The organism is Halolamina pelagica (assembly GCF_900115675.1).
GTDB classification, from domain to species: Archaea; Halobacteriota; Halobacteria; order Halobacteriales; family Haloferacaceae; genus Halolamina; species Halolamina pelagica.
On record NZ_FOXI01000001.1, the window covers coordinates 369,810 to 395,443 of the forward strand.

Here is a 25,634-nt window from a genome sequence, read left to right on the forward strand (position 1 = left end):
TTCTAGCTCCCTCGAGACTCCTGACTGACGCCGCCACCGGTCGGAACACCGGTCGGAACCCGTACAACCTGCTCCCCTCCCGCGATCACGTCCCGGCCGGAACCGTTCGGAACCGGCCGGCCGACACTCATGGCGCTGGTGTCGGAAGGGGGAGGTATGGCTCCCACCACCGACGCGCAGTCGCTCACGATCCCCGAACTCCCGTCGGTCGAGGCGGGCATCACGCTGCTCGAGGCCGACGGCGACCCCCGGCTGCCGCTGCAGACGCTGCTGGTCGACCACCTCCTGCTGGCTGGCGGGCGGGGCGTCTGGGTCGGGACCGGCCGGTACTGCAGCACCGACACGCTCGCGCAGGTCGCGCCCGATCGGCGCGTGCTCGAGCGCGTCGACGTGGCCCGCGGATTCACGCCCTACCAGCACGCGGCGCTGCTCGACGGCCTCGCGGCCCACGTCGACGAGGAGACCGCCGTGATCGCCCTGCCCGAGATCGACGCCCAGTACCGCGGCGACGACCTCCAGGGCAACGACGGGCGGACGATGCTCGTCCGAGCGCTGGCGCGGGTGGCCGCCGTCGCCCGCGAGAAGGAGATCCCGGTCCTCTGTACGCGCTCCCGGGCCGACGAGTTCAGCGAACCGCTCGCGGCTGCGTCGTCGTCGACGCTGACGGTGCGGGACACGCCGATGGGCCCGCGGTTCGTCGGCGAGGTGTTCGAGACGCTGGGCTATGAGCTCGACGGCGGCTGGGTCCAGACGACGATCGCCTTCTGGGAGCGGGTGCTCGAGGCCCGGCAGCCGCTCCACGACACCGCGACGATCTCCGGGGAGGTGTTCGCCCGTGGGACGGTCTAACCCCACCCACCGCGACAGCCTGCGGCGCCTGGAGGAGCGCTGGGGTGACTACCGGCGGGCGCTCCGCCGGCGCGATCAGGCCCACTTCGACCGGCTCTGGGAGCACGCCGCCGCCTACGCCGACGCGGCGGGCTACCAGAACGCCGAGCGCCCCCTCGATCTCGCGCTCGTGTCGATCGTGCTCGCCCAGGAGCGCCGAATCGCCGCGCTCGAAGCGGAGTTGGAGGCGCGACCGTGACCTACTGCGTCGACTTCCCCGAGCCGGGGACGGCCGTCGAGTGGTCGCTGACCGAGTCGGGCGCCGAGCGCGAGCCCGTCCCCTACCGCCCGCGGTTCTACGTCCGCGCGACCGGGGACGGCTCGCTCGCGGAGGTCGCCGAGGCGGTCCGCCCGCATCCCGCGGTGACGGCGGTCGAGACCGAACGCCACCGCCCCGGCTGGCGCCACGACCCGACGCCGATGCTCGCGGTCGAGGTGACGACGCCCGACGCCGTCACGCGGCTGGCGTCGACGATCACGAGCGCCGGGCGTCCCGGCGAGTACCGCTGTTTCAACGTCGATCTCTCCCGGCAGTTCCGCTACTGCGTCGAGACCGACGTGGATCCGACACCCGCGCGACCGCCGCGCGTGCTGCGCCTCGACGCGCCGCCGATCGCCGAGAGCGGACTCGAGTCGGTGACGGCGACGACGGCGGCGGACGGGACACACTGTTTCGACGGCGATCCCGCCACGATCGCCCGCGGGGTCGAGGCACTGATCCGTGAGACGGAGCCGGACGTGTTGCGGCTCTCCTCGGCCCGGCTCGTCCCGGCACTGTTCGACGCCGTCGACGGGCCGCTCCGGCTGGGTCGCGAGCCGGGGTACACCCAGCTCGCGGCCGCGAGCAGCTACGAGAGCTACGGGCAGGTCGGCCACTCGCCGGCGCGGTACGCGGTGCCCGGCCGGGTCATCGTCGACGCCGCCAACTCCTTCTTCCTGCGGGAGACCTCCATCGAGGGGATCCTGGACCTGGTCGAACGCTCCCACAAGCCGCTGCAGGAGGCGGCGTGGGCCTCGATCGGCAACGTGTTCACCGCCATTCAGATCCGCGAAGCGCTGGCCCGCGACGTGCTCGTGCCGTGGCGATCGTGGCGGGCCGAGCAGTTCAAGACCGCCAGCACGCTCGCGGCGGCCGATCGCGGCGGCTTCACGTTCTCCCCGGACGTGGGCGTCCACGAGGACGTCCACGAGCTCGACTTCTCGAGCCTCTATCCGAACATCATGTGTACCCGGAACGTCTCGCCCGAGACCGTCTGCTGTGACTGCCACCCCGACCGCGAGGACGTGCCCGGGCTGGGGTACGGCATCTGCCCCGAGCCGGGCTACCTCCCCGACGTACTGCAGCCCCTGATCGACGACCGCGACGAGTTCAAGCGCCAACTCAGCGCCGGCGAGGGCGACACCGAGGCGCTCGAAGGCGCGGCGTCGGCGATCAAGTGGATCCTCGTCTCCTGTTTCGGCTACCAGGGGTTCTCGAACGCGAAGTTCGGCCGGATCGAGTGCCACGAGGCGATCAACGCGTTCGCCCGGGAGATCCTCCTCGACGCGAAGGCGACGCTCGAGCGCCACGGCTGGCGCGTCGTCCACGGGATCGTCGACTCGCTGTGGGTGACGCCGATGCCCGACCGCGAGCAGACCGACCTCGACGCCGTCGCCGCCGAGATCACGGACGACGCCGGGATCAGGCTGGAGTACGAGGCGGCCTACGACTGGATCGCGTTCTGCCCGCGCCGGAACGACGACGCCGGCGCGCTCACGCGCTACTTCGGGAAGCGGGCCGGCGAGCCCGTCGACGAGACGGTGAGCTACAAGCGCCGCGGGATCGAGGCCCGACAGCGGTCGACGCCGCCGTTCATCGTCGACGCTCAACTGGCGCTGATCCGCGAGTTCGGCCGGACCCGCTCGCCGGCGGCAGTCTGTGAGCGCCTCCGGACGTTCGTCGAGCGGCTGCAGGCCGGCGACGTGGACCCGTCGCGGTTGGCGATCACCAACCGCGTCTCGAAGCGCCTCGAGGAGTACACCCAGTCGACGACCAACGTCGCCGCGCTGGAGCGGGCGGCCGACCGCGGCTTGGAGAAACAGCCCGGCCAGAACGTCGCGTACGTCGTCGTCGACGACGGGAAGAAGGGTCGGGCGCGGGTCGCACTCCCGTCCGAGGAGCCGGCGACGTACGACGCCGACTACTACCGGGATCGGCTCTGCCGGGCCGCGGCGTCGGTGCTGGCGCCGGCCGGCGTCCGCCGCGAGGGGATCGAGGCGCAGTTGGCCGACCGGGTGGACGGCTCGCTCTCGGCGTTCGTCACTGGGAAGGGTTCGGACGAGTGACTGTTCACACCTTCTCGACGCCCGCACCGCCGACGATCAGCGTCGGGATCTCGGTCAACCGAACCACTCGCTCCGTCGTGCTGCCGGCGGTAGCGATCCGCGAGAACCCGGTTCGGCCCTGTGTCCCCATCACGATCAGGTCGACCCCGTAGTCGGCGGCGGCATCGACGATCTCCTCGGCTGGCGTCCCCCGGCGGAGGTGACGCTCCAGGACGACGCCGCGCTCGTCGGCCATCGCGGCCACGGCGTCCAGCGCCCGCTCGCCGGCCGCCTCCTGCTTCTCGACCTCGAAGTCCCAGTGGCCGCTGGGGCCCGCCTCCTCGACGACGAACAGCGCGTCGACGGCCCCGCCGAACCGGTCGGCGAGATCCATCGCGTGTTCGGCGGCCAGCTGACCGTGGTCGCTCCCGTCGGTCGGAACGAGGATCCTCGCGTACATACCGTCTGCAGCGTGCTGAACGCGAATAAATCTCGGGGGCTGCCAGTCTCACCCGAACCGGTTCGGCACAACGTTCCCCCCGTCTCTGGCCGTAACCCCGACCATGTCGCCCGAACAGCAGCCCGAGATCGACGACCGGTTCGACGACGCGCCCGCCGCTCGCCCGCTCGCCCACCTGGACGCGCGGGACCTGCCCCCGCCCGAACCGCTCCGACGGACGCTCGAACGGCTCGCGGAACTCGACGCCGACACCGCGCTCGTCCAGACGAACGACCGAGCGCCCCAGCACCTCTACCCGCGACTGGAGGAGCGCGGGTACGCCTACGAGACCGTCGAGAGCGACGACGCCGTCCTCACCGCGATCTGGGAGGCGTGAGGCTCAGGCGTGGTGGATCTCGACGCGCCACTCCTCCTCGGCGACCCGTTCGGTCTCGTGGTCGAACCCGCGCTGGTCGAGCACGGCGTACAGCGGTTCGGGCTCGAAGCTGTTGATCAACACGAGCGTCTCCGTCTCCGGCAGCGTCTCCAGTTCGTCGACGATGCGGCCGAACGGCTCGCCGTCGACCTCGCGGACGTCGAGTGTCCTCTCGGGCATGGCTTGACCCACGCAGTCCGCGGGGGTGGGGGTTGTGCCGAACATGGTCGACACGAGGGCTGTTGGAAAAAGAACGAACATGTTCGGGAACATCGTCTGGGTTATCCGTGTGCAACGCGAACGTAGAGCTATGCCCGAAGCGAAACTCACGCTCACGATCCCGGAGCGGACCTGGCCCGGCGAGATCTCCCGGACCCACGACGACGCGACGATCCGGATCCTGGCGGCGATGACCGAGACCGACGCCGGGGTCGGGTTGGCGGAGATCGCCGCCCCCGACCCCCGGCAGGTTCTCGCCGACGTCCGCGCACACGACTCCGTCGACGACGTCGAGGTGCTCCAGTGTGGCGACGACGAGTGTCTCCTGCAGTTCCGAACCCACCTCCCGCTGTTGTTGCTGGCCGCCCGTGACTCGGGGCTCCCGCTGGAGATGCCGTTCGAGATCCGCGACGGCGACGCGACGTGGACGCTGACCGCCGCCCAGGACGCCATCTCGGAGCTGGGCGACCAGCTCTCGGCGCTGGGGATCGCCTACACCGTCGACTACCTCCAGCAGGAGGTCGCCGGCTCGGAGGAGCTGTTGACCGACCGCCAGCGCGCCATCGTCCGCGCGGCGATCGAGCGCGGCTACTACGACACGCCCCGGGAGTGCTCGCTGACCGAACTGGCCGACGCCGTCGGGCTCGCGAAGTCGACGGCGAGCGAGACGCTCCACCGCGCCGAGGAGCGCGTGATGAAGGAGTTCGCCGCCGCGGCCCTGGAGGAGCCGGAGCCACAGGCCGTCATCGAGCGGTAGGCACGGGACCGACCGCGACGGTCGACCGCGCGTGAGCCGACCGCCGCTGGGGTTGGCACGGATCGAACCCGTTCGCGGCGTTCTTTTCTGGATAGCTATCCCCGACAGAATAGTCGCCGCGTTCGCACCGGTTCAACGGATAAACCCCTGCCCGAACGCGTTCGTGAGTTCTGATACCGTGGGAACTCGCTGGACGGTTCTAGTAGTGGACTCCCGAACGAGGGTCTGTAGGAGCATGACTGACGACATTTCGCGACGACGGTTCGCTGTCGCGCTGGCGTCGACGGGCATCGGCATCGGACTCGCCGGCTGTGGCGGGGGCGGCGGGTCGACCGACTCCCCCACCGACACGGCGACGCCGACCGAATCCGGCGGCGGCGGTGACGGCTTCGAACAGACGAACACGGTGGACATGACCGACGAGCTGACGTTCGAACCCAAGCAGATCGAGGTGGAGGCCGGGACGACGGTCACCTGGGAGAACGTCGGCTCCATCGGGCACTCGGCGACGGCGTACGAGGACGAGATCCCCGACGGCGCCGAGTACTTCGCCTCGGGTGGCTTCGACAGCGAGCAGGCCGCCGTCGACGCCTACCCCGACGAGGGGAACGTCACCGAGGGCGGCACGTACGAACACACGTTCGAGACGACCGGCGAGTACGAGTACTACTGCATCCCCCACGAGATGAACGGGATGGTCGGCACTGTACGGGTGGTCTGAGATGAGTACCAACACTGACACCGACGAGGAGGAGCGCACCGAGCGGAAAGATTCCGAGGAGCTGTTCGCGGAGCACGAGGCACAGCTGAACGAACTGCTCGCGGACGTGGAGGGACCCGACGCGCCCGAGGCGGAGTCGACGCTCCCCTCGCTGGGCGACGGCGTGACCCGCCGGGACGTGATGAAGGCGGGCGCGGCCGTCGGCGCCGTCGGCGGCCTCGCGGGCTGTGCGGGCCTGGGCAACAACACGGCCACCGAGTCGAACAGCGGCGGCGACGTGCCCGACCACAAGGTGCCGCCGGGCGAGCACGACGAGTACTACGGCTTCTGGTCGGGCGGCCACGCGGGCGACATCCGGGTGTACGGCATCCCGTCGATGCGCCAGCTCACCCGGATCCCGGTGTTCAACCGCGAGTCCGCGAAGGGGTACGGCCACGACGACCGCACCACCGAGATGCTCGAGGAGGCCGGCGACTACACGTGGGGTGACTCCCACCACCCGAGCCTCTCGGAGACCGACGGGAAGTACGACGGGGAGTACATCTTCGTCAACGACAAGGCCAACGGCCGGGTCGCCCGGGTGAACCTCACCTACTTCGAGACCGACGCGATCGTCGACATCCCGAACGTCCAGTCGGTCCACGGCTGCTGTATCCAGAGCCCGGACACCGGCTACGTGTTCGCGAACAGCGAGTTCCGGACGCCGATGCCCAACGACGGGCGGGACGTGAACGAACCCGAGGAGTACGTCTCGGTGTTCAGCGCGCTCGATCCCGAGAGCATGGACGTGCTCTGGCAGGTCGAGGTCGACGGCCAACTCGACATCGTCGACTCCGACAAGGACGGCCGTTGGGTGCTCTCCTCCTCCTACAACGACGAGGAGGGCGTCGAGGTCGAGGAGATGACCAAGGACGACCGGGACGACGTGAAGGCGTTCGACGTGCCCGCGATCCAGGAGCTCGTCGACGCCGGCGAGTACGAGGAGGTCAACGGCGTCCCCGTCGTCGACGGGACGAAGGAGAGCCCGCACAACGAGGGCGACGACCCCATCGTGCGGTACATCCCGACGCCGAAGTCGCCCCACTGCGTCGAGGTGACGCCGGACGGCAAGTACGGGATGGTCGCCGGGAAGCTCTCACCGACCGTCTCCATCATCGACATCGAGAAGCTGGCCACCGCCGACGACCCGGCCGACACCATCGTCGGCCAGCCGAAGGTCGGCCTCGGGCCGCTGCACACGACCTACGACGACCGCGGGCACGCCTACACCTCCCTGTTCATCGACTCCCAGGTCGTGAAGTGGGACATCGAGGAGGCCGTCAACGCCGAGAAGGGCTCCGAGGAGCCGATCCTCGGCAAGATCGACGTGCACTACAACCCCGGCCACATCCAGGCGGTTCAGGCGATGTCGACCGAGCCGGAGGGCAACTGGCTGGTCGCGCTCAACAAGCTCTCGAAGGACCGCTTCCTCCCGGTCGGGCCGATCTACCCCGACAACGACCAGCTCATCTACATCGGGAACGACAAGGACGACGAGACCGGCGGGATGGAACTGGTCGCGGACCACCCGGTGTACCCCGAACCCCACGACGCGATCTTCGCCCACAAGGACAAGATCGAGCCCGCGACGACGTGGGATCCGGAGGACTACGACGAGGAGTTCGTCAGCGAGGAGGACTCCCGGGTCGAGCGCGTCGACGACTCCACCGTCGAGGTGTACGCCTCTGTCAAGCGTAGCGAGTACGGCCTGCGTGACTTCACCGTCCAAGAGGGCGACGAGGTCACCCTGACCGCGACCAACATCGAGGGGACACAGGACATCGTCCACGGGCTCGCGATCCCCGAACACGACGTGAACCTCGCGCTGGCGCCCCAGGACACGCGACAGGTGACGTTCACCGCCGACGAGCCCGGGGTGTACTGGATCTACTGTACGTACTTCTGCAGCGCGCTCCACCTGGAGATGCGCTCGCGAATGATCGTGGAACCGTCCGAGTAGGACCATGGAACGCCCGCAATGGAGCCAGTTCGGCGAGATCAGGCGGCTGCTGCCGCTGCTAGCGGCGGCGCTGCTCGTGGTCGCGCTGTTCTTCCCGATGTGGCACATTCGGATGGACGCGGTCCAGTACCCCAGCGAGACGCTGACGCTCGGGCTCTACGCCTACCCGCGGATCAGCGGTGACTACGTGGAGATCGCCCGCCTGAACCACTACATCGGGTTCTACTACCCGGACCCGGTGTTCTGGCCGCCGAACTACGAGCCCCACCCCGACGCGATCGACGTGCCGGAGTGGTCGTTCGGGCCGCTGGCGTTCGTCGGCGTGGCGGCGACCAGCCTGTTCGTGGCGGTCGCGCCGACGGCGCGGAAGCTCCGTCGCGGGCTCACGGCGCAACTGGTCGGCTCCGTACTGGTGTTCACTGTCCTGCTCGCCGACATCCAGTACCGGCTTTACCAGGCGGGCCACACGCTCGATCCCGACGCGCCAGTGATGGGCGTCGACCCGTTCACGCCGCCGCTGTGGGGGAAGTACGCGGTGGCGAACATCACCAGCTACTCCCGGTTCGGCGTCGGCGCCTACCTGACCGTGGCGGCTATCGGCCTGCTGCTGGTCGCGTGGGCGGCCCGGGACTCCACGGCGACGGTGGACGAACTGCCCCGGATCGTCCGGGGGCTCCCGACCGACTCCGGGACCGAATCGGGCGGGGGGAGGTGAACCGCTGATGGACGACGCCGGACTCGAACGCGGGTTCGTCGCGCTCGTGGTCGTCGTGGCGGCCGCGCTCGTGGGGGTGACGTTCGCCCCCACGTCGGCGGCGACGCCGACGCCCGCAGCCGACGCGGAGCGCCCCGACGACTTCGCGTTCGACCCCGTGACCGAGTCCGGCGTCGCCACCGTCGGCGACGAGTCGTTCGACTCCGTCCAGCGCGCCGTCGACGCCGCCGAGCCGGGCGAGACGGTGCTCCTTCGCGGCCGGTTCGACGAGCGCGTCGTCGTGAACACCACGGGGGTGACCGTCACGACCGCACCCGACGCGCGGGCCGTGATCGACGGCGGGCAGGAGGGCGACGTGGTCACTGTCGAGGCTCCGAACGTCACCGTCCGGGGGGTCTGGATCCGCAACGCCGGGATGGACACCTCGACCAACGACGCCGGGGTCTGGGTCGACGCGCCGAACGTCACCGTCGCCGACAGTCGGCTGACGCGGATCACCTTCGGCGTCTGGGTCGACGGCGTCGACGACGCCCGCCTGCGGAACAACACCATCGTCGGCCGGGAGAACGTCACGCCGCGGTCCTACCGGGGTAACGGCATCCAGCTCTGGAAGACCGCCGGGACGCTGGTGGAGGACAACCGCATCACCGACGCCCGGGACGGCATCTACTACTCCTGGGCGTCGAACGTGACCGCCCGCGGGAACGCGCTGTGGGACCTGCGTTACGGCGTCCACTACATGTACTCCGACAGCTCGCGGCTGGCGAACAACACCGCCGTCGACAACGACGTGGGCTTCGCCCTGATGCTCTCGGAGGACATCGCGGTCGTGAACAACACCGCCGCGAACAACACCGGCACCAGCGGCCACGGGATCCTGCTCAAGCGTATCGACTACTCGACGGTTCGCGGGAACGAGTTCGTCGGCAACAAACGCGGGATCTACTCGCTGAACTCCGCGGACAACGAGATCGTCGACAACCTCGTGCTCGGCAACCGGATCGGCTTCCACCTGACCGCCGGCACCCACGGCGAGCGCGTCGTCGGCAACAGCTTCGTCGGCAACGCCCGCCACGTCCAGGCGGTCACCAGCGACACGCACGTCTGGAACGACTCCGACCGCGGGAACTACTGGAGCGGCGGCGGCGCCGCCGACCTGGACGACGACGGCGTGAGCGAACTCCGCTACCGCCCCGCGGGGCTGGTCGAGAAGCTGGTCCGCGAGAACCCGACTGCCGCGGTGTTCACGAACAGCCCGGCGTTCCGCGCGCTGCGGCGGGCCGAACGGACGCTCCCGATCGTCGACGCGCCGGGGGTCGTCGACTACCACCCGCTCGAACGCTCGCCACACGACTGGAGGGACCACTATGCACGCGATAGCGACGACTGACCTGACGAAACGGTACGGCGACGTGCTCGCGCTCGACGGCGTGAGCCTCTCGATCGAGGCGGGCACGACCTACGGCCTGCTGGGCACCAACGGCGCCGGCAAGTCCACGCTGTTCAAACTGCTCGTCGGCCACCTCACCCCCGACTCGGGGACGGTGACCGTCGGCGGCCAGGACGTGACGGAGGCCGGCCACGAACTCCGCGAGGTGGTTGGCTACGTCCCCGAACACGCGGGGTTCCCCGCCGCGCTCACGGGCCGAGAGGTGCTGGGCTACCACGCCCGTTTGCGGGGAGTACCGAAAGCGGAGCGCCCCGACAGGGTCGCCGCCGCACTCGGCACCGTCGGCCTCGACGACGCCGCGGACCGCCGGGTCGGCGGCTACTCCAACGGGATGAACCGCCGGCTCGCGCTCGCGTCGGCGCTGCTCGACCGGCCGCGGTTGCTGCTGTTGGACGAACCCACTGCCGGCCTCGATCCGCTGGGCGTCGCGGAGTTCCACCGCATCCTCGACCGCCTCCGGGAGGAGTCGGATCTCACGGTCGTGATCACGACCCACGTGCTCGCGGAGGTCGAGGCGCTCTGTGAGGACGTGGCGGTGCTCCACGACGGCGACCTGCTGTTCGACGGCGCCGTCGACGACCTGCAGGAGTTGGGCGACGACGACCTCGAAGCCGGGTTCGGGAGCCTGGTCGCGGAGGCGGGCGGGAGTCGCGGCGAAACCCTGGAGGTGGACCGATGACCGACGCGGAGCCGGACGGCGGCGTCGCCGAGGGGACCGCCCTCGGGCTGCCGAGCCTCGCCGCCGACGGCTCGCCGCTCGGCCAGGTCGCCACGATCGCGCGGCTGGAGTTCTCGCTCGCGGTCCGGAACCGCTGGGCGTTCGCGCTGACGGCGCTGTTCGCCTCGCTGTCGGTGCTCGTCGTCGCGCTGGGCGGGCAGGGCGGCGTCGTCCGCGCCGACGCGGTGGTGGTGAGCCTGGTCGAGCTCTCGGCGCTGCTGCTGCCGCTGGTCGCGCTGCTGTTCGGCTACGACGCCGTGGTCGGCAGCGACGAGTCGGGCTGGCTGGGCGTGCTGTTCGCGCTCCCGATCCCGCGGGGTCGCGTCGTCCTCGGCACCTACCTCGGCCGGCTCGCGGTGTTCTCTGGGGGCGTCGTCGCCGGCTTCGGCGTCGGCGGGCTCTGGCTCGCGATTCAGGGGCGGCTCACGACAGCGTACCTGGGGCTCGTGGGCGCGGCGGTGCTCGGCGGCGCCGCCTTCCTCGCGCTGTCGGTGCTGCTGTCGACGCTGGCCGCGGAGAAGACCCACGCCCTCGGCGGCGCGCTGCTGCTGTGGGTCTGGGTCGCGCTGGTCCACGATCTCGTCTCCGTCGGGCTGATCGCCGCCGACGTGGTCGGCCCGAACTGGCTCCCGGTGTTCGTGCTCGCGAATCCCGCGACCGCGTTCCGGGTGCTCGCGCTCCAGTCGGTGCCGACGGTCACTGGGGGGATGGCCGAGGTGCTGGTCGGGTCCGGGGTGACGACGCCGGTGCTCGTGGCGGCGCTGGTCGTGTGGAGCGCCGCGGGGGCGTGGCTGGCGAGTCGGCTGATCGCCCGGCGGAGCGTCTGAGTTCCGCCGCCGGTTAGAGGTTTTGCGAGTGAGGGGAGGGTTGACTCGGGAGACGGCACGAACCGGTAGCTCCCGTGATCCCTACTCCACGTGCAACGAGTAGAGGATCACGGCGAACCCGAGCGTCGTGAACGCGCTTTCGGCGACGAGCGCGAAGTCGGAGTTCACCGGGAGGAGTTGGTCGACGATTCCCGCGACCAGCGCGCCCAGCGTGACGGCGCCGAAGCCGACCGCGAGCGCCCGGAGCGCGGGCGAGCCGTTACGTCGGTAGGCCCGGTACGCGTAGAACGTGATCGAGCCGCCGAGGACGAGCGTGAGCGTCTTGAGCGCGACGACGGCGACGTTCATGTCTCCGTGCGCACCTCCGACCAGAGCTTCGAGAGGCGCTGTTCGGGCGTCGACTCCGTGCGGTCGATCGACAATTCGAGCGTCCCCTCCTCGGTCAGCGAGACGTTGATCTCCTCGAAGTCGGCGACGTAGCGCGTCGTGTGGCGGCCGTCCTCCCGGATCTCCGTGCGCTCCTCGACCAGCCCGGCGTCGCTGAGCATGTCCAGCTTCCGGTAGGTCGTCGACTGCGGGATCTCACACGCCTCACAGAGCTCCTTCGCGGCCATCGGACGGTCGAGCCGTTCGAGGATGGCCCGGCAGTCCGAGTCCTCCAGCGCGTCGAACACCGTCTGCAGCGTCGGCGTCTCGGCGGCGAGCGGGTCACTCGTCATCGTCTTTTCCTCGGCGGGTCGCGTCGTGTCGTGCATGTAACCAGTCATCTGTCTCGGGGCCGTCGGGTGATCGGCGCGGCGGTGCGGACGCCATCGGCGGCTATCGCGGCGGGTACGGCGGTCGCCTCGTTCCGGTCGAGCGACCCGCAGTTGCGTGGTCGGGAGCGACTGCGGGTCGGCGTCGGTCGTGGAGAGAGATGGTGTCGTTCACCCATGGCATCGATAGCTCATTCTACTGCCCTGGGACACCAGTCGGTGCTGCCGAACATGTTCGCACGCGGGCCTCCAGCACCCCGAGGCGAACACGTTCGGAGCAACTTTCTGGGCCCGGCGCGTGCGAGGGAAAACAGATGTCCGATACGACTCTCGACGTCCGCGACGTGCCGCCGTCGGACCGCCACCCGAAGATCCACGACGCCTTCGCGGCGCTCGACAGCGGCGACGAACTGGTGATCGTCAACGACCACGAGCCCAAACCGCTGTTCTACGAGATGCAGGCCGAGGTCGAGGCGTTCGACGCCGACGGCTACGCGGTCGAACAGCGCGCCGACGACGAGTACGTGGCGCGGTTCCCCAAACAGTAGCCGTCGAACCCCGCCCAGGCGCCCGGTCGGTCATGTCCCGAACGTGTTCGGAGCCATCGGGAGGCGGCTGGAGCCCCTTCTCGAGGACATGAGCGCGATCCCGGGCGACGTGGACCCCGACCGCCAGCCGCCGATGACGGTGCCGCTCCGGCACTTCCTCGTCGCGAGCGCGTTCCTCCCGCTGGGCGTGCTGGCCGGCGTCGCCGCCGTCGCCGACTTCCGGCCGGGCCTGCTCTCGCTCGCACACGCCCACCTGCTGCTCGTGGGCTGGGTCTGTCTCACCATCGCCGGCGCGATGACCCAGTTCGTCCCCGTCTGGTCGGGCGTCGACCTCCACTCGACGCGGCTCGCCGCCCTCCAGCTTCCGCTGCTCGCCGGCGGCCTGCTCGGGTTCGCGGCCAGCCTGCTCCTGACGCGGCTCGCGCTCCTGCCCGTCTTCGGCGCGGCGATGCTGCTCGGCTTCTGGCTGTTCGTCTACAACGTCGGCCGGACGCTGGCCCGCGCGCGGCCGTTCGACGTCACCGAGCGCCACTTCGCGCTCGCGCTCGGCTTCTTCGTGCTGGCGCCGCTGCTCGGCCTCGTGCTGGCGGTCGACTTCACGCACCCGCTACTGGCTGGGGGCCCAGTGACTCGCCCCGGCGTCGTCGCCGCCCACGCGACCCTCGCCGTCTTCGGCGCCGTGCTCACGACCGTCCTCGGCGCGCTCTACCAGCTGGGGACGATGTTCACCCAGACCGAGCTCCACGGCGTCGACGAGCCCCTCCGCCGGGTCGAGGAACTCGGCTTCCCGACGGGGGTCCTGTTGCTGGCTGGCGGGCGACTCGTCGGGTCGGCGTCGCTGGCCCGGGTCGGCGGCGCGCTCGTCGCGCTGGCGCTGCTTTCGTTCTCGATCGTGCTCGCGCGGCGGCTCTGGGGGACGGAAGTCGACCGGACGCCGATGCTCTCGCGGTACGCCGTCGTCGCGGCGGCGACGGCGCTGTGGGCCGCGCTCGCGCTGCCCGCGTGGCTCGCGGATCCGCTCGCTCGCGCGAGCCTGCTGGGGGCTCCCGGGACGACCCACCTCCTCCTGCTCGGCGTCGTGGGGTTCGTCGTCCTCGGGACGGTTTATCACGTCGTCCCGTTCGTCGTCTGGGTCCACCGCTACAGCGACCGACTGGGGTACGAACCCGTGCCGATGGTCGACGACCTCTACGACGGCCGCGTCGCCGCGGCGGACTTCTGGAGCCTCCTCGTCGGCGCTTCCCTGCTCGTCGCCGACGATCTGCTCGGGCTCCCGTCGGCCGCCTCTCCCGTCGGCGGCCTCCTCGCGCTCGTCGGGACGGTGCTGTTCGTCGCGAACGTCGTCGGCGTCGTCCGCGAGCACGCGCCCCAGTCCCTTCCCACGGTGCTGTTCGGCGACTGGGCGGCGGCGTCGGAGGCCGAACCCGGCCCCGTCGAGAGCGACTGAGTCGTCGCCGCCCGCCCGACCGTTCGGGCGAACGCTTAGGGCCGAGCCGGTCGGAGTGCCGTCGATGCCCGAGATCATCGCCATCGACGAGCTCGCCGAGGCACCACACGCCGAGGTGTTCGAGGAGCGACGACCACGGACCGTCCGCCTCGAACTCGACGCCGGCGACGAGGTCCCGCCCCACACCCACCCCGGGACGAACGTCGTCCTCTACCTTCTCGACGGTCGCCTCGACCTCGCACTCGACGGCGAGACGCACGAACTCGAACCCGGCGACGTCGCGCGATTCAGCGGGGAGCGGGAGATCTCGCCCCGTGCGGTCGAGGCGAGCACGGCGCTGATCGTGTTCGCGCCGACGACCGGGGGGTCGTAGCGACGGGGCCGCGGTCGCGGCGGCGAGTCCCGTCGACGCCCGGCTCAGAAGGGTGCGTCCGACGCGTCCGCGGCGCCGTCGTCCGCCTCGCCCGCCCCGTCCGGAACGGTTCCGGTCTCCCGGTACTCCTGTTCCAGCGAGCGCAACTGCTCGTTGACGGCGTCGCTCTCCTGGTGCATCGGCGCCGCACGGATCCGGACCAGATCGTAGTCGTGGCGGTCGCTGAGCCCGTTCCAGGCCCGGAACGCGCCGACGGTGAGGGTGTGGGTCTGCGGACAGAACGCCGTCGTCGGCGTGAACTCGGCGCGCAGCACGTTCCGCTCGCCGACCTCCTCGGCGTACCGGAAGCCCGCCCCGGGGTGTCGCGTGTCGAGGTTGAGGCGTGCCAGGTTGTAGCCGAAGGTCATGTCGTAGACGCCGCGCTCCTCGAACAGTTCGCGTGCGGTCCCGTGGACCGCGACGTGGGCGTCGTCGGTGAGGAGTTCGTGGCCGGCGAGGAACTCGCCGGGCTCGGGGAGGTGGTCCGGGACGAACTCGTCGTCATCGTCGAACGTCGCGTCGTCGTTGCCGCCGAAGGGGGAGAGTCCGGGCATGAACGAGCGTACGCGTTCTCGCTCCCTACCCGTGGCCCCGAACATCTGCGGGTGGGGCGGTGTCCTCAGGCCGACGTGTCCGCCGTCGTCCCGTCCAGCCGCTCCCACACCGTCAGCAGGCTCGGCAGCACCAGCACGCTCGCGAGGAACGCGTACGTGATCGCGACCGCGGTGATGAAGCCGAAGCGCTGGAGCGACGGCACGAGCGCGAGCGCGAGCACGCCGAAGCCCGCGGTCGTCGTCGCCGCGCTGGCCAGGAGCGCGCCGCCGGTCCCCTCGACGGTCCGGGTCAGCGCGTCGATCGGCTCGCGGCCCGCCCCGCGTTCGTCGACGAACCGCTCGCCGATGTGGATCGCGTAGTCGACGCCGATCCCGATCCCGATGGCGGCGATGATCGCGGTCTCGGTCGTGAACGCCAGGTCGGCGAGGTACATCGTGCCGAACAGCCACGCCTGCGCGAGCACGACCGGGAACAGCACCACCGCGCCCAGCGTCGCCGAGCCGTACCGTAGCCGGAAGATGATCGCGAGGAACGCGAGGATCACCCCGAAGGTGATGAGGAACCCCTCGACCAGCGTACGCAGCAGCGACCGCTGGACCAGTTCCGAGGTGATCGGCGAGCCGGTCGCGATCACGTTCAGGTCGCTCCCGGACTCCATCTCGGTCGCGACGCCGCGCATCTCCTTGGTGATCGTCCGGGTGTCGGTCGTCCCCGAGAGCGCGACGGAGAGCCGGAGCGAGCGGTACTCGCCGTTCTCGCGGTGGATCGTCTCGGCCGCGGCCGCCGGGTCGGCGTCGTACACCGCGTCGTAGATCGCCGCGAGGTTCCCGTCGGGCACGCCGTCGCCGTCGGTGTCGGCGTCGTCGACCATCGCGGCGACGGTCTCGTTCTCTGCGGCGACGGCCTCGATCGTCGCGAGCGGGCCGGTCGCCTGCAGGCTGCCGTCGGCCCGTACCGCCGCCGAGTCCGTCTCACGGAGCGCGTCGTGGCCGGCGGCGATCGCGTCCAGCGTCCCGGGATCGGTGACCGGGCCGCGTATCAGGAACTCCGCCTGCGAACCCCCGCGGGACTGGACGAAGTTCTCGTTGAGGTAGACGGCGTTGGCCTTGATGTCGTAGTCGCTCGGCTGCAGCGCGGCGGGCAGCAGGTTCATCCAGTCCGGCGAGTCCTGCGGGAGGAACGCGGTCTGGTCGAGCGTGGTGTCGATCCCCGTCGCCGCGACCCCGCCGCCGGCCGCGAGCACGACCGCGACGGCGATCACGACGTAGGGCGCGCGCCGGGCCAGTTCCGGCCCCACACTGAGCAGGCGGCCGACGCGCTCACCGCGCCCGAACGGGGACTGGTTGGGCGGCCACCCGAGGCGGCCGCGGAGCCCGTCGATCTCAAGTTTCAGCGCGGGGAACAGCAGCCCGAACACGACGAAGGCGGCGGCGATCCCGAAGCCGCTGACGAGGCCGAACTCCCGGATCGACGCGATCGGGCTCACCGCGTTCGAGAGGAAGCCGACCGCGGTCGTGAACGTCGCGGCGCCGATGGCGACGACGACGCCGGCAAGCCCCCGGCGCATGGCCGCCCGGGGATCGAGGCCGGGGTCGTCGACGCTCGCCTCGCGGTAGCGCATCACCACGTGGAGCGCGTAGTCGATACTCAGCCCGATCAGCAGGAACGGGACGGCGATCAGGATCTGGGTGATGCCGATGCCGGCCCAGCCCAGGAAGCCGGCCATCCAGACGAGCACGAGCGCGACCCCGAGCAGCCCCAGCAGCACGTCGATCGCGTCGCGGTACGCGATTCCGAGCACCGTGAGGATCAGCAGGAGCGCGACCGGCGAGATCAGCGCGAAGCTCTCGCCGGTGGCCTGGCCGCTCTCCTCGTCGACGATGCCGGGCGCGAAGACGAAGTGGTCGGTCGCGGACAGTTCCGTGTCGGCGAGCTCCCGTAGCTCCAACTGCGCCGCCGTCACGTCTTCGGGCAGACTGTCGGCCGCCGCGCCGGTGGTGTCCTGATACACGAGCAGGATCCGCCCGGACGCGGTCGTCGACCCCGGCTCGTAGCTCGTCGCGAGCAGCGCGTAGGGGTCGCCGCGCGTGTCGGCCTCGGGGTCGAGCACGCGGTCGACGGTCGCCTCGACCTCCGCCTCGGACATCGACTCGAGTTGGTCGATCTGGGCGTCGAGCGACGGCGGCGGGCCGCCGCCACCCCGGGACTCGTAGTACGCCGCCGTCGCGACGACGTTGGAGACGCCGAGGGTCGGTTGGTCGTCCCGCAGCGTCGCGTTGATCGACTCGTCCTCCCTGATCGCCCGCTGGAACCGCAGCGTGTCGAGCAGCGACTCCCTCGTGAGGACGTTGTCGCCGCGGACGACCACCTGTGCGGTCGTCGTGTTCTCGCCGGCGACCGAGAAGTTCCGCTCGATGTCGTCGAGGGCGGCGGCCTCGGCCGAGTCGCTGCTGAACCCCGCGATCGTGAGCCCGCCGTCGACGCTCCCGGCGCCGGCGCCGACGACGAGCGTCGCGACGAGGACTGCGGCGATCACCAGCCTGCTGTGGTCGGTGACGGCGGCGGCGTAGCGTTCGGCGAGCCTCATTGGTGGCCTCCACTCGCTCGAGGGAAATAAATATTGTAGATTAGTACAAAATATCCGGTCGACGGATCCCGGCCACTCATACCGGGCGCCGTCGAACCGTCGGTCGACCGGAGGACCCGCCCCCGCCATGAGCACACGAGACGCCGTCGACGCGCTGAAGCGACTCGGACTGTCGAACTATGAGGCCCGCGTGTTCGTCGCGCTCCAGCGCCTCGGAACGGGGACCGCACAGGCGATCAGCGACGCCTCGGAGGTGCCACGCTCGCAGGTGTACGGCGCCGCCGACGACCTGGTCGAGCGGGGGCTCGTCGAACTGGTGGCGTCCTCGCCGAAGGAGTACCGACCGGTGAGCCTCGAGGCGGCCCGGGACCAACTCGGACAGCGCCTCGAACGCGAACGGGACCGCGCGTTCGAGAACCTCGCGGAGCTCCGGACCGAGACCGACGACGGCGACGCCGGCGGCGCCGTCGCCACGCTGCGGGGCCGCCAGCCCATCGACGACCGCATCGCCGACCTGCTCCGGCGGGCCGAGCAGCGGGTGGTGTTCGTCGCGCCCGACTCGCGGTCGGTCCCGACGACGCTGGCCGAGACCCTCCGCGATCGCGCCCGGGACGGCGTCGCCGTCGTCGTCGTCACGGCAGAACCGGACCAGCGGGAGCGCTTCGCGGACAGCCCGGTCCGGGTGTTCGTGATGGACGAGGACAACCCCGGCGACTTCGCGGGGCGCGCGCTGATGGTCGACCAGCGAACGGTGCTGCTCTCGGCGGTCACCGACGACGCCGTCGGCGAGGAGGCGATGTGGACCGCCGACAGCAGCATCGGCCGGATCCTCGCGCAGTTCATGCAGTCGGGGATCGACTCCGGGATGGAGCGCACGGACGACGCGTGACGGGCGTTCGACGATCGTTGTAACCAACCTTTACGGATGTCGAAGTGGTTGGCGTACGTAATGACCCAAGCGCAGCCGGCACGAGCTGACGGCGCCGCGGAACTGCACACCGAACCGCCCGCAGACGTCGACTCGACCGCGGGGAAACTGGTGTACGTCTATCTCTCGTCGGTCGTCGAGACGACCGTCGACAGCATCGCCGAGGCGCTGGACCTCAAACTGATCGAGCTCCTGCCGACGCTGCGCTCGCTGCAGTCGGCCGGCTACGTCGAGCGCGCGGGCGAGCGCTGCCGGATCGTTCGGTAGGCTGTTTCTGCAGGTTCAGCGGAGGAACGGAGTCGACGGCGACGGACAGCCGTCGCTCGGGGAGCGGAGTCGGCGACGGCGATCAGTCGTCGCTCGGCGTCGGCCCGGGCGTCCGATCCAGGCTCACGTCGCGCCAAGTGCCGCGCTGGTACCAGAGATAGGCGAGCGTCGCACCGAAGGCGTTCGAGAGCGCGAAGGAGAGCCAGAGGCCGTCGGGCCCCATCGCGAACGTCTGGGAGGCGAGCCACGCGATCGGCAGGCGGAACACCATCAGCGTCCCCACCGAGATGACCGCGGCCACCGTCGTCTTGCCGGCGCCGCGGAAACTCCCGTTGTAGGCGCGCATGATCCCCATGAAGCCGAACGTGGGGGCGACGAAGCGCATGAACTGGGCGCCCACCTCGATCACGCGGGGTGCGTCGGGCTGGTCGGCGCCGACGAAGATCGAGACGATGGGCTCGGCCCAGACGAACGCGATCACGCCCACCGCCGAGAGGATCAGGAACGACGCCTTCGACGCGAACGCCGCGGTCGCGGCGGCGCGGTCGGGCTTGTCCGCGCCGATGTTCTGGCCGCTCATCGTCTCGACGCCGCGGGCCATCGCGATGGCGGGCATGAACACCACCGAGAGCACGCGCGTCCCGATGCCGTAGGCCGACACCACGGGCGTCGCGAACAGGCCGACGACGATCAGCAGGAGGTTGACCGAGAGCGCCCGCCCCACGCCCTCGACCGAGGCGGGGACGCCGATCTCGAGGATGCGGCGCGCGAACTCGGGATCCGGGGCCATGTCGCCCAACCGGATCTGGACGCCCTGGTTCCCGCGGAACATGATCCCCAAGCCGATCAGGAATGCCAGCGCCCGGGAGAAGACGGTCGCGATGGCGGCGCCGCGCAGGCCGTCGCCGGTGTACCCCGTCATCGCGAACAGCTGGTCCTGGAGGCCCGACATCCCGATGATCGCGAACAGCGGGTTGTTCTCGAACCCGAAGATGAGGAACGGGTCGAGCACGATGTTGACGACGACCGAGATGCCCATCACCACCATCGGCGTCACCGTGTCCCCCGCCCCGCGCATCAGGGAGATGAACACGAAGAAGCCGAACATGAACACCAGCCCCAGCGAGATCACCTCCATGTAGTCGACCGCGAGCGGCCGCACGTCGGGCGAGGCGCCGTAGATCCGGACCAGCGTGTCCACCACGAGGTAGCCGACACCGCCCAGAACGATCGAGACCACGACCGCGAACGAGACCGTCTGGGAGGCGGCGTAGTCGGCTTCGCGCTTGTCGCCGGCGCCGATGTTCTGGGCGATCAGCACGCTGCCGGCGACCGAGAGCCCCATCCCCAGCGAGATGAGCAGGAACACCATCGGGAACGCGAAGCTGATGGCGGCCAGCGCCTCGGTGCTGTACCGCCCGACCCAGAACGTGTCCGCGAGGTTGTAGGCGGTCTGGAACAGGTTCGTGATGACGATCGGGATCGCCAGGATGAACAGCGGCTTGGCGATACCGCCCTCGGTCAGGTCCAGCTCCCCCTGATTGAACGCGCGGTGGAAGAGGTCCCGCACCCCGGCGAGTCGGCCGCGGAGGCTCACTTCCTCCCCCCGTCGGCGACGATCATCGAGTCGATGTGGGCCCGGAGCGTCTCACGGGTCTCCTCGACCGGCCGCCCGACCGCGACGCTGCGGGTCTGGGCCCCGTTGAACACGGTCACGAGGAAGTCCGCCGACGCCTCCACGTCGAGGTCCGCGCGGAACTCGCCGCTCTCGACGCCGTCGGCGAGGTGGTCCTCGACGTGTTCACGCAGCGTGTGCTCGTGCTCCTTCAGGTAGCGTCGGAACGACTCGTCGTAGGGGCCCTGGGCCTTCATCTCCAGCACGGCCGTCTGGAACCCCAGGTCGGGGGCGTCGTCGTCCGGCGGGAACAGGACGGCGTCGATGAGGTTCAACAGGGACTCGTAGGCGGTCTCGCCCTCGACGGCGTCGAGGCGTTCGGTGAACCCCTCCAGCAGGTCCTGGAAGAAGGAGACGAGCAGGTCGTGTTTGCTGTCGTAGTGGTAGTGGAGGGCGGATTTGCTCACGTCCGTCTCGGCGGCGATGTCTTCCATGGTCACGTCCGCGTACCCGTGCTTGCAGAGCGCGCGGTACGTTCCCTCGGTGATATCGCTGGTCGACTCTCCGGTACTCATACTGACTGACTGGTTAGTCAAACTCTGCAGTCAGACAAAAGGTCTGGGGTTCGAGCAACCGCGGCCGCAGTCGTAACCGCGGCGACCACGAGGGGGCGGACGACGACTGCGCGCGATCAGCTCATGAACACCGAACACGCCGTCCCCGGCGTTCCTGGCGGCCGCTGAACCCCGTCGTCGGAACCTCTCCCGTCATTGTCCGGGTCGCCGTCGCCCGCCTCCCCAGCGACCGCGTCGCCGTCGGCTGTCTCGGATCGCGATCGACTGCTGGCGGGCTGGCGCTCGTCGACGCCGCCACCGAGGAACTCACGGATCGGCGGCCCGACGTTCTCGGGTTCCACGAGGAAGGCGTCGTGGCCGTGGTCGGAGTCGACGACGTGGTGATCGACGGCCGTGCCAGTCTGCTCGAACGCCTCCGCGATCGCCGTCCCGCCCTCGACCGGGAAGTGCCAGTCGCCCGTGAACGAGACCACGAGCGCCTCGCCGTCGAACTCGGCGACTGCGTCGGCGTCGGAGTCCTCGTCCGCCGCGAGGTCGAACGCCTCCATCGCCCGGGTCAGGTAGAGGTAGCTGTTGGCGTCGAACCGGTCGACGAACGTCGAGCCCTGGTGGTCGAGGTAGGACTCGACCTCGTCGTACGCGAACGCGTCGGCCGCGGGCCCGTCGGGGAACGGCGACGCCACGTCGTAGTCGCTCCCGCCGCGGTCGAACTTCCGCTCCATCGACGCCTTCGAGAGGTAGCTGAGGTGGCCGAGCTGGCGCGCCAGCGCGAGCCCCCGGTCGGGGTGGGTTCCCGCCGCGGCGTACTCGCCGCCGTGCCACTCGGGGTCGCCCTGGATCGCCCGGCGGGCGACCGCGTTGAGCCCGCACAGCTGGGCGTCGAGCCGGGGCGCCGTGGCGATGGGGATCGCTCGGTCCACGGCCGCGGGGTAGCGACGCACCCAGTCGAGCACGTTCATCCCGCCGACGCTGCCGCCGACGACGGCGTGGAGCCGGTCGACGTCGAACTCGTCGAGCAGGCGTCGCTGGGCGCGGGTCCAGTCGCCGACGGTGACTGCCGGGAACGAACTCCCCCAGACGCCGCCGTCGGGGTGGGGGCTGGCGGGTCCCGTCGAGCCGTAGCAGGAACCGGGGACGTTCACGCAGACGACGAAGTACGCCGTCGTGTCGATGGCCTGCCCCGGGCCGACCACGTCGTCCCACCACGCGCGGGCCTGGCCGGCGGCGCCGTCGTTCGTGCCGTCGTCGTCCGGCCCGCTCGCGACGTGCTGGCTCCCGGTGAGCGCGTGGCAGACCAGCACCGCGTTCCCCCGACCGTTCGGGCCGCCCTCCGGGTCGTACTCCCCGTAGGTCTCGTACGCCAGTTCGAGGTCGGGGACCGAGCCGCCGCGTTCGAACTCGAAGGGGCCAACCGAGCGCGTGGCGCTGGTGTGCTGTGGCGCCGCCGTCCCGCGTGTGTTCCCGGTCATGTCGTCACGCGCTCGATGGCGGCGTCGATGTCGTCGACGACGTCCCCGGGCTCCTCCAGCCCGACCGAGAGCCGCAGCAGGTCGGGCGAGACGCCCGCGGCGCGCTGTTCGTCCTCGCTGAGTTGGGCGTGGGTGGTGCTCGCGGGGTGGATCACCAGCGTGCGCGCGTCGCCGACGTTGGCGACGAAGCCCGCGAGGTCGACCGCCTCGCAGAACTGCTTGCCGGCCGAGAACCCGTCCTCGAGGCCGAACGCGATCATGCCGCCGAAGCCGTCGAGGTAGCGCGCGGCGTTGTCGTGGGTCGGGTGGTCGGCCAGCCCCGGGTAGGTGACCCACGCCACTTCCGGGTGATCGTCGAGGTGCTCGGCGACGATGCGGGCGTTCTCGCAGTGGCGATCCATCCGCAGATCCAGCGTCTCGAGCCCCTGCAGCGTGGCCCAGGCGTCGAAGGGCGTCTGCTGGGCGCCCAGGGGGCGGAGCCCGCGGTGGCGCAGCGCGTGGGCGAGCGCCTCCTCGCCGAAGCGCTCCGAGAAGTCGACGCCGAAGGCCGGGTTCTCCCCCGACAGCTCCGGGTAGTCGGCGTCCGGGTGGTCCCACGGGAACGTGCCGCCGTCGACGACGACGCCGCCGACGGTGGTACCCGAGCCGTGGATCCACTTGGTGGTCGACTCCCAGACGGCGTCGGCGCCGTGCTCCAGCGGCCGACAGAGCGCGGGCGAGGCGAACGTGTTGTCGACGATCAGCGGCGTCGCGCGCTCGTGGGCGATCTCGGCGAGGCGTTCGAACTCCGGCGTCACCAGCGAGGGGTTGGCCATCGTCTCGACGTGGACGAAGGCGGTGTCGGAGTCGCTCGCGTCGGCGTAGGCCTCGTAGTCCAGCGTGTCGACGGTCCGGATCTCGACGCCCCGGCGCGTGGCGGTGTGTGCGAAGTACGTCGTCGTCCCGCCGTAGAGATCCCCCGCGGTGACGACGTTGTCGCCCGCGCTCGCGAGGACGGTCGTCAGGGCGTCGATCGCGGCCATCCCGGCGTTGGTGGCGACGGCGCCGACGCCGCCCGAGAGCGACGCCAGCCGCCGCTCGAGCGTCCGGACGGTCGGGTTGGAGATCCGACTGTACACGTCGCCGTCGGCCTCCAGCGCGTAGAGGTCGGCGGCGCGGTCGGCGCTGCCCAAGCGGTACGACGTGGTCTGATGGATCGGCGGGGCGTACGAGCCGCCCTCGGCCGCTGGCTCGTGACCGCCGTGGAGACTTCGGCTTTGGAACCCGCGAGTCATGTCCATAACGCATACCCCGATAGGTAAAAATGCGCTGCAGTTTTCCTTCCGGCGATCACTGCGTTCGTCGTTCGCTACCAAACGCCAGACGGCTCCCGTCCCAACGAGTATTTATTTCCGAAGGTAATCGAAACGGGTAGGGAAATGTCCTCTATGAATAACTCGACGGCGGATAGTTCGTCCGCGGCGACGCCGACGCTGTCGCAGGCGCTCGTCCCGACGCTCGGAGTGGTCGTCTTCCTCGGTCTCGGCTCCGGGTTGTTGGGGATGGCGCCCCACGCGCCACTGCTCTGGAGCGTGGTGCTCGCCGGCGTCGTCGGCCGGTACTGGATCGGCGTTGGGTACGACGACCTCACGGAGGGGATCGAACACGGCCTCCGGATGGGACTGCAGGCGATCCTGATCCTCTTCACCATCTACGCGCTCATCGCGACGTGGATCTCCGCGGGGACGATCCCGGGGCTGATGTACTACGGGCTCGGGATCCTCTCCCCGGAGACGTTCCTCCCGGCGACGGCGCTTTTGGCGGCGGTCGTCGCCTTCTCGATCGGCTCCTCGTGGACCACCGCGGGGACGCTGGGCGTCGCCTTCACCGGCATCGGTTCCGGGCTCGGCATCCCGATCCCGATGACGGCGGGCGCGGTCCTCTCGGGGGCCTACGCCGGCGACAAGCAGTCGCCGCTCTCGGACACGACCAACCTCGCGGCCGCGGTGACCGACACCGACCTCTACGACCACATCCTCTCGATGCGGCTGGGGACCGCGATCGCGTTCGGGCTCTCGGTCCTGCTCTACGCCGTGCTGGGGCTCCGAGCCGGGGGTGCGATCCCGACGGGCCGGGTCGCCGAGATCCGCGGCGCGCTGGCGGGCTCGTACGACCTCGGACTGTTCGTCTTCCTGCCGCTGCTGGTCACGTTCGCGCTCGCGATCCGGGGCGTGCCCGCGCTCGCCTCGCTCGTCGCTGGCGTGTTCGCCGGCGCCGGCACGACGGTACTGGTCCAGGGAAGCGCGTTCACCGACGCCTGGGGCGTCTTCCTCAACGGGACCGCGCCGGAGACGGGGGTCACGCTCGTGAACGACCTGCTCGTGAGCGGCGGGCTCGCCGGTTCCGCGTGGACGATCTCGGTGGTCGTGCTCGCGCTCTCGCTCGGGGGGCTGCTCGATCACCTCGGTGTGCTCTCGACGCTCGCGTCCCGCCTCGCGAGCGTCGTGACTGGCCAGCGCAGCCTCGTCATCGGCACCGGCGCGTCGGCGTTCCTCGTCAACGCGTTCTCGGCCCAACAGTACATGTCGATCGTCGTTCCCGGGATGACGCTCCGGGAGCTGTTCGACGACCACGACCTCGACACCTCGGTGCTCTCGCGGGCCGTGGAGTCGGCCGGGACGCCGACCGGCGCGCTGCTGCCGTGGCACGCCGGCGGCGTGTTCATGGCCGGCGTGTTCGGGCTGCAGGGCCAGACCTCGTTCCTGATCCTCACCGAGTACGCGCCGTACTACTTCTTCGCGTTCCTCTCGCCGCTGGTGCTGGTAGTGCTGACGCTCGCCGGCGTCGGCCTCGACTCGGCGCCGCCCCGCGGCGGCGTCGACCCGCAGTCGGACGCGGCCGTCACCGCCGACGACTGAGCGGTTTTCCGGCGAGAGTTTATCAGCGATCGGGCGACCACGCCCCGCGTGACCTGAGAACGACCGCGGGGCGCCAGGGTAGTAGCGCGACACACCGTCCCGCGAG

General features: G+C 70.4%; 27 protein-coding genes. 17 read left to right on the forward strand and 10 right to left on the reverse strand.

Annotated elements, in window-relative coordinates; translation table 11 throughout:
- Positions 1-156 precede the first annotated feature (156 nt).
- The 3 genes from BMZ83_RS01940 to BMZ83_RS01950 are packed head-to-tail and all read left to right on the forward strand — an operon-like array spanning position 157 to position 3,213.
- Entirely contained in the window at positions 157-849 is a 693-nt protein-coding gene (locus BMZ83_RS01940) for a hypothetical protein (protein ID WP_074875054.1), read from the forward strand.
- Positions 836-1,087, forward strand: a complete 252-nt coding sequence (locus tag BMZ83_RS01945) for a hypothetical protein (RefSeq protein WP_074875056.1) — start codon at positions 836-838, stop codon at positions 1,085-1,087. Before BMZ83_RS01940 ends, BMZ83_RS01945 begins: the two co-directional genes overlap by 14 nt.
- A complete protein-coding gene (locus tag BMZ83_RS01950) occupies positions 1,084-3,213 on the forward strand; it encodes a type B DNA-directed DNA polymerase (protein WP_074875059.1) in 2,130 nt (709 codons plus the stop codon). Before BMZ83_RS01945 ends, BMZ83_RS01950 begins: the two co-directional genes overlap by 4 nt.
- Before the next feature lie 4 nt (positions 3,214-3,217).
- Here the strand turns inward: BMZ83_RS01950 and BMZ83_RS01955 are convergent, their stop codons facing one another.
- On the reverse strand, positions 3,218-3,652 hold the full coding sequence (locus tag BMZ83_RS01955; RefSeq protein WP_074875061.1) for a universal stress protein: 435 nt from the start codon (positions 3,650-3,652) through the stop codon (positions 3,218-3,220).
- Between the two features lie 103 nt (positions 3,653-3,755).
- Between BMZ83_RS01955 and BMZ83_RS01960 the strand changes: the two genes are divergently transcribed.
- Positions 3,756-4,028: a DUF2249 domain-containing protein gene (locus tag BMZ83_RS01960; RefSeq protein ID WP_074875063.1), complete on the forward strand. Its 273-nt coding sequence runs from the start codon at positions 3,756-3,758 to the stop codon at positions 4,026-4,028.
- A gap of 3 nt (positions 4,029-4,031) precedes the next feature.
- Here the strand turns inward: BMZ83_RS01960 and BMZ83_RS01965 are convergent, their stop codons facing one another.
- Positions 4,032-4,247, reverse strand: coding sequence for a DUF2249 domain-containing protein (locus tag BMZ83_RS01965; protein WP_074875357.1), 216 nt, complete (start codon positions 4,245-4,247; stop codon positions 4,032-4,034).
- A 130-nt stretch (positions 4,248-4,377) separates the two neighbouring features.
- Between BMZ83_RS01965 and BMZ83_RS01970 the strand changes: the two genes are divergently transcribed.
- The 7 genes from BMZ83_RS01970 to BMZ83_RS02000 all read left to right on the forward strand — a co-directional run bounded on the left by BMZ83_RS01970 (position 4,378) and on the right by BMZ83_RS02000 (position 11,473).
- A complete protein-coding gene (locus tag BMZ83_RS01970; protein WP_074875065.1) occupies positions 4,378-5,043 on the forward strand; it encodes a helix-turn-helix domain-containing protein in 666 nt (221 codons plus the stop codon).
- A gap of 235 nt (positions 5,044-5,278) precedes the next feature.
- Positions 5,279-5,764: a plastocyanin/azurin family copper-binding protein gene (locus BMZ83_RS01975; RefSeq protein ID WP_074875067.1), complete on the forward strand. Its 486-nt coding sequence runs from the start codon at positions 5,279-5,281 to the stop codon at positions 5,762-5,764.
- A gap of 1 nt (position 5,765) precedes the next feature.
- Positions 5,766-7,763 (forward strand): TAT-dependent nitrous-oxide reductase, encoded by a 1,998-nt coding sequence (nosZ, locus tag BMZ83_RS01980; RefSeq protein WP_074875069.1) that lies wholly within the window; start codon positions 5,766-5,768, stop codon positions 7,761-7,763.
- A 4-nt stretch (positions 7,764-7,767) separates the two neighbouring features.
- Positions 7,768-8,478 (forward strand): hypothetical protein, encoded by a 711-nt coding sequence (locus tag BMZ83_RS01985; protein ID WP_074875071.1) that lies wholly within the window; start codon positions 7,768-7,770, stop codon positions 8,476-8,478.
- Between the two features lie 7 nt (positions 8,479-8,485).
- A complete protein-coding gene (nosD, locus tag BMZ83_RS01990) occupies positions 8,486-9,868 on the forward strand; it encodes a nitrous oxide reductase family maturation protein NosD (protein WP_074875073.1) in 1,383 nt (460 codons plus the stop codon).
- Complete coding sequence (locus tag BMZ83_RS01995) at positions 9,846-10,607, forward strand: ABC transporter ATP-binding protein (RefSeq protein WP_074875359.1); 762 nt, start codon at positions 9,846-9,848, stop codon at positions 10,605-10,607. Before nosD ends, BMZ83_RS01995 begins: the two co-directional genes overlap by 23 nt.
- Positions 10,604-11,473 carry an ABC transporter permease gene (locus BMZ83_RS02000; protein ID WP_074875075.1) on the forward strand — a complete coding sequence of 290 codons (870 nt, stop codon included), beginning with the start codon at positions 10,604-10,606 and terminating at the stop codon, positions 11,471-11,473. The genes BMZ83_RS01995 and BMZ83_RS02000 overlap by 4 nt, the downstream gene beginning before the upstream one ends.
- 81 nt (positions 11,474-11,554) lie before the next feature.
- On the opposite strand, the gene BMZ83_RS02005 is transcribed toward BMZ83_RS02000, so the two are convergent.
- Entirely contained in the window at positions 11,555-11,821 is a 267-nt protein-coding gene (locus BMZ83_RS02005; RefSeq protein ID WP_074875077.1) for a DUF7521 family protein, read from the reverse strand.
- Entirely contained in the window at positions 11,818-12,192 is a 375-nt protein-coding gene (locus BMZ83_RS02010; RefSeq protein WP_074875361.1) for a winged helix-turn-helix domain-containing protein, read from the reverse strand. Before BMZ83_RS02010 ends, BMZ83_RS02005 begins: the two co-directional genes overlap by 4 nt.
- 350 nt (positions 12,193-12,542) lie before the next feature.
- On the opposite strand from BMZ83_RS02010, the gene BMZ83_RS02015 reads away from it, so the two are divergent.
- The 3 genes from BMZ83_RS02015 to BMZ83_RS02025 all read left to right on the forward strand — a co-directional run bounded on the left by BMZ83_RS02015 (position 12,543) and on the right by BMZ83_RS02025 (position 14,596).
- Complete coding sequence (locus BMZ83_RS02015; protein WP_074875079.1) at positions 12,543-12,776, forward strand: DUF2249 domain-containing protein; 234 nt, start codon at positions 12,543-12,545, stop codon at positions 12,774-12,776.
- Positions 12,777-12,864: 88 nt separating this feature from the next.
- Entirely contained in the window at positions 12,865-14,223 is a 1,359-nt protein-coding gene (locus BMZ83_RS02020) for a hypothetical protein (protein ID WP_074875081.1), read from the forward strand.
- A 64-nt stretch (positions 14,224-14,287) separates the two neighbouring features.
- A complete protein-coding gene (locus tag BMZ83_RS02025) occupies positions 14,288-14,596 on the forward strand; it encodes a cupin domain-containing protein (RefSeq protein WP_074875083.1) in 309 nt (102 codons plus the stop codon).
- A 44-nt stretch (positions 14,597-14,640) separates the two neighbouring features.
- Here the strand turns inward: BMZ83_RS02025 and BMZ83_RS02030 are convergent, their stop codons facing one another.
- On the reverse strand, positions 14,641-15,189 hold the full coding sequence (locus tag BMZ83_RS02030) for a hypothetical protein (protein WP_079990078.1): 549 nt from the start codon (positions 15,187-15,189) through the stop codon (positions 14,641-14,643).
- A gap of 65 nt (positions 15,190-15,254) precedes the next feature.
- Positions 15,255-17,777 carry an efflux RND transporter permease subunit gene (locus BMZ83_RS02035; RefSeq protein WP_074875087.1) on the reverse strand — a complete coding sequence of 841 codons (2,523 nt, stop codon included), beginning with the start codon at positions 17,775-17,777 and terminating at the stop codon, positions 15,255-15,257.
- A gap of 127 nt (positions 17,778-17,904) precedes the next feature.
- On the opposite strand from BMZ83_RS02035, the gene BMZ83_RS02040 reads away from it, so the two are divergent.
- Positions 17,905-18,666: a TrmB family transcriptional regulator gene (locus BMZ83_RS02040; protein ID WP_074875088.1), complete on the forward strand. Its 762-nt coding sequence runs from the start codon at positions 17,905-17,907 to the stop codon at positions 18,664-18,666.
- A gap of 60 nt (positions 18,667-18,726) precedes the next feature.
- Positions 18,727-18,972: a hypothetical protein gene (locus tag BMZ83_RS02045; RefSeq protein ID WP_074875090.1), complete on the forward strand. Its 246-nt coding sequence runs from the start codon at positions 18,727-18,729 to the stop codon at positions 18,970-18,972.
- A gap of 82 nt (positions 18,973-19,054) precedes the next feature.
- On the opposite strand, the gene BMZ83_RS02050 is transcribed toward BMZ83_RS02045, so the two are convergent.
- From BMZ83_RS02050 to BMZ83_RS02065, 4 genes are all read right to left on the reverse strand, one after another.
- On the reverse strand, positions 19,055-20,569 hold the full coding sequence (locus BMZ83_RS02050) for an MATE family efflux transporter (protein WP_074875092.1): 1,515 nt from the start codon (positions 20,567-20,569) through the stop codon (positions 19,055-19,057).
- The gene (locus tag BMZ83_RS02055; RefSeq protein ID WP_074875095.1) at positions 20,566-21,162 is read right to left on the reverse strand and encodes a TetR/AcrR family transcriptional regulator; all 597 of its coding nucleotides are present in this window, start codon (positions 21,160-21,162) and stop codon (positions 20,566-20,568) included. Before BMZ83_RS02055 ends, BMZ83_RS02050 begins: the two co-directional genes overlap by 4 nt.
- 116 nt (positions 21,163-21,278) lie before the next feature.
- Positions 21,279-22,631, reverse strand: coding sequence for a homoserine O-acetyltransferase MetX (gene metX / locus BMZ83_RS02060; protein WP_074875097.1), 1,353 nt, complete (start codon positions 22,629-22,631; stop codon positions 21,279-21,281).
- Positions 22,628-23,905 carry an O-acetylhomoserine aminocarboxypropyltransferase/cysteine synthase family protein gene (locus BMZ83_RS02065; protein ID WP_074875098.1) on the reverse strand — a complete coding sequence of 426 codons (1,278 nt, stop codon included), beginning with the start codon at positions 23,903-23,905 and terminating at the stop codon, positions 22,628-22,630. Before BMZ83_RS02065 ends, metX begins: the two co-directional genes overlap by 4 nt.
- Before the next feature lie 153 nt (positions 23,906-24,058).
- On the opposite strand from BMZ83_RS02065, the gene arcD reads away from it, so the two are divergent.
- Positions 24,059-25,528 (forward strand): arginine/ornithine antiporter ArcD, encoded by a 1,470-nt coding sequence (gene arcD / locus BMZ83_RS02070; RefSeq protein ID WP_394327181.1) that lies wholly within the window; start codon positions 24,059-24,061, stop codon positions 25,526-25,528.
- Positions 25,529-25,634 lie beyond the last annotated feature (106 nt).

Coding starts and splice junctions, on each gene's coding strand:
- BMZ83_RS01940 (WP_074875054.1), top strand. CDS start 157: ATGGCTCCCACCACCGACGCGCAGTCGCTCACGATCCCCGAACTCCCG.
- BMZ83_RS01955 (WP_074875061.1), bottom strand. CDS start 3,652: ATGTACGCGAGGATCCTCGTTCCGACCGACGGGAGCGACCACGGTCAG.
- BMZ83_RS01960 (WP_074875063.1), top strand. CDS start 3,756: ATGTCGCCCGAACAGCAGCCCGAGATCGACGACCGGTTCGACGACGCG.
- BMZ83_RS01965 (WP_074875357.1), bottom strand. CDS start 4,247: ATGCCCGAGAGGACACTCGACGTCCGCGAGGTCGACGGCGAGCCGTTC.
- BMZ83_RS01970 (WP_074875065.1), top strand. CDS start 4,378: ATGCCCGAAGCGAAACTCACGCTCACGATCCCGGAGCGGACCTGGCCC.
- BMZ83_RS01975 (WP_074875067.1), top strand. CDS start 5,279: ATGACTGACGACATTTCGCGACGACGGTTCGCTGTCGCGCTGGCGTCG.
- nosZ (WP_074875069.1), top strand. CDS start 5,766: ATGAGTACCAACACTGACACCGACGAGGAGGAGCGCACCGAGCGGAAA.
- BMZ83_RS01985 (WP_074875071.1), top strand. CDS start 7,768: ATGGAACGCCCGCAATGGAGCCAGTTCGGCGAGATCAGGCGGCTGCTG.
- nosD (WP_074875073.1), top strand. CDS start 8,486: ATGGACGACGCCGGACTCGAACGCGGGTTCGTCGCGCTCGTGGTCGTC.
- BMZ83_RS01995 (WP_074875359.1), top strand. CDS start 9,846: ATGCACGCGATAGCGACGACTGACCTGACGAAACGGTACGGCGACGTG.
- BMZ83_RS02000 (WP_074875075.1), top strand. CDS start 10,604: ATGACCGACGCGGAGCCGGACGGCGGCGTCGCCGAGGGGACCGCCCTC.
- BMZ83_RS02005 (WP_074875077.1), bottom strand. CDS start 11,821: ATGAACGTCGCCGTCGTCGCGCTCAAGACGCTCACGCTCGTCCTCGGC.
- BMZ83_RS02010 (WP_074875361.1), bottom strand. CDS start 12,192: ATGACGAGTGACCCGCTCGCCGCCGAGACGCCGACGCTGCAGACGGTG.
- BMZ83_RS02015 (WP_074875079.1), top strand. CDS start 12,543: ATGTCCGATACGACTCTCGACGTCCGCGACGTGCCGCCGTCGGACCGC.
- BMZ83_RS02020 (WP_074875081.1), top strand. CDS start 12,865: ATGAGCGCGATCCCGGGCGACGTGGACCCCGACCGCCAGCCGCCGATG.
- BMZ83_RS02025 (WP_074875083.1), top strand. CDS start 14,288: ATGCCCGAGATCATCGCCATCGACGAGCTCGCCGAGGCACCACACGCC.
- BMZ83_RS02030 (WP_079990078.1), bottom strand. CDS start 15,189: ATGCCCGGACTCTCCCCCTTCGGCGGCAACGACGACGCGACGTTCGAC.
- BMZ83_RS02035 (WP_074875087.1), bottom strand. CDS start 17,777: ATGAGGCTCGCCGAACGCTACGCCGCCGCCGTCACCGACCACAGCAGG.
- BMZ83_RS02040 (WP_074875088.1), top strand. CDS start 17,905: ATGAGCACACGAGACGCCGTCGACGCGCTGAAGCGACTCGGACTGTCG.
- BMZ83_RS02045 (WP_074875090.1), top strand. CDS start 18,727: ATGACCCAAGCGCAGCCGGCACGAGCTGACGGCGCCGCGGAACTGCAC.
- BMZ83_RS02055 (WP_074875095.1), bottom strand. CDS start 21,162: ATGAGTACCGGAGAGTCGACCAGCGATATCACCGAGGGAACGTACCGC.
- metX (WP_074875097.1), bottom strand. CDS start 22,631: ATGACCGGGAACACACGCGGGACGGCGGCGCCACAGCACACCAGCGCC.
- BMZ83_RS02065 (WP_074875098.1), bottom strand. CDS start 23,905: ATGACTCGCGGGTTCCAAAGCCGAAGTCTCCACGGCGGTCACGAGCCA.
- arcD (WP_394327181.1), top strand. CDS start 24,059: ATGAATAACTCGACGGCGGATAGTTCGTCCGCGGCGACGCCGACGCTG.